Genomic DNA, 1843 nt, shown 5'->3' with positions numbered 1-1843 from the left:
GTCAGCGCCTCGTGCGGCCAGCCCAGCTCGCTCCAGTGCCGGCCCGAAGCTCCCCACCGCGCGGCCGAGCGCCCGGGCGCCCGCGGCGCTGCACGACACCAGCCGGCCCGTGCCATCCAGGAGGTAGGCAGGGTCGGGGATGGCGGCGAAGACCGCTTCGTAGGCAGGACCAGTCGTGGCAGCACTCATCAAGAAGAGGGGGCGGGGGTGCCCGCCCCATTGGACCCGATATTGACACTCCGTGCCAGGGCCCCCATTCCGGCCACGAATATCCGCGAGTGACTTTCACTCAAGCAACACTTCAGGGAAACCGCACTCCGGGCTGGAGCAGCGCCAGCAGCCGGCGGGCGATCTGCCCGAGCGGCAGGACCTCGTGCGCCAGGTTGGCGCCCACCACCACGGCGGGCATCCCGTAGACGACGGAGGTCGCCTCGTCCTGGGCGATCACCCGCCCGCCCGCCTGGTGCAGGTCGCGGATGCCGTCCAGGCCGTCCTGGCCCATGCCGGTGAGCACCACCGCCAGGGACGTCTGCCCGTAGGCCCGCGCGACGGACCGGAACAGCCAGTTGGCGGAAGGCCGGAAGCCCTGGATGGGGGCGGCGCCGGACACCTGCGCCCGGTAGTCCTGCGTCACGCCCAGGTGCTTGTCGTCCGGGGCCAGGTACACGGTGCCGGGGGTGAGCGGCTCGCCGTCCTCGGCCACCTTCACCCGCAGCTTCGTGGCGGTGCCCAGCCACGTGGCCAGGCCGTTGCCGAAGCCCAGCGCGATGTGCTGCACCAGCAGGATGGGGGGCGGGGGCGTGGCCTGTGCGCCCAGGTCGGACAGGATGCGGTAGAGCGCGGCGGGGCCTCCGGTGGACGCGGCCATGGCCAGCACGGCGGGCGCGCGGAAGGCGGGGATGGGCGTCGTCTCCTGGAGGGGCGTGGACGTGGTGGCGCGGTCCGGCCAGCGGCGCACCACCTTCACCTGGGCCATGGCCTTGAGCGTGTCGCGCAGCCGGCGGCTGTCCGCCTCGAAGTCCGGGGACTCCGGGCCCACCGGCTTCTGGAGCACCGCCAGCGCCCCGGCCCGCAGCGCGGCCATGGACGTCTGGATGTCGCGCTCCACCAGCGTGGACACCACCACCACGGGCGTGGGCACCTCCGTCATGATGCGGCGGGTGGCGTCCAGGCCGTCCATGCGCGGCATCTGGATGTCCATGGTCACCAGCGCGGGGTGCAGCCGCTGGCACAGGTCCACCGCCTCCAGGCCGTCCTTGGCCTCGCCCACCACGGCGAGCGCCGGGTCGGTGCGCAGGATCTCCACCAGCAGCCGCCGGGCGGTGGGCGAGTCCTCGGCCACCAGGATGCGCAACGGTTCGGTCTTCATAGCAGTCGCCTCAGCGTCTCCAGCAGGCTCGTGGGGTCAAACGCGCTCTTCACGATGTAGGCGCTCGCGCCGGCTTGCAGGCCGCGCGCCTTGTCCTCGGGCTTCTCTCGCGACGTGACGAGCACCACCGGCACCCGTCCGAAGCGCGGCGACGCGCGCACGGCCTCCGTCACCTGGAAGCCATCCATGCGCGGCATCTCCACGTCCATCACCATCGCGTCCGCGCCGCCCGCCTGGAGCCGCTCCCACGCCTCCGCGCCGTCCGCGCACGCGGTGACGTCGTAGCCGGCGCCCTCCAGGATGCTCTGCTCCAGCATGCGCGTCGTGGGCGAGTCGTCCGCCAGCACCACGCGCCGGCGCGCGGCCTGCTCCTTGGGCGTGGGGAAGAAGTGGCGCGGAGGGGCGCCCGCCCGCGGCCCGCACCAGCGACGCGGGGCTGAGCAGGAGCGCCATGCGCCCATCCGGCATCACCGC

The 1843-nt window shown here is 73.4% G+C and carries 1 protein-coding gene and 1 pseudogene; both read right to left on the bottom strand.

From position 1 onward, the window contains the following. Positions 1-301 precede the first annotated feature (301 nt). The gene (gene cheB / locus ACLEQD_RS42530; RefSeq protein WP_410391673.1) at positions 302-1369 is read right to left on the bottom strand and encodes a chemotaxis-specific protein-glutamate methyltransferase CheB; all 1068 of its coding nucleotides are present in this window, start codon (positions 1367-1369) and stop codon (positions 302-304) included. Then, positions 1366-1843: pseudogene (locus ACLEQD_RS42525) on the bottom strand (response regulator); the annotation flags it as partial. The pseudogene ACLEQD_RS42525 and the gene cheB, both read right to left, overlap by 4 nt.

The organism is Corallococcus sp. 4LFB (genome assembly GCF_046520365.1).
Taxonomy (GTDB): domain Bacteria; phylum Myxococcota; class Myxococcia; order Myxococcales; family Myxococcaceae; genus Corallococcus; species Corallococcus caeni.
Note: the sequence above shows the minus strand (reverse complement) of the source record. Positions and strands in the feature narration are given on the sequence as shown.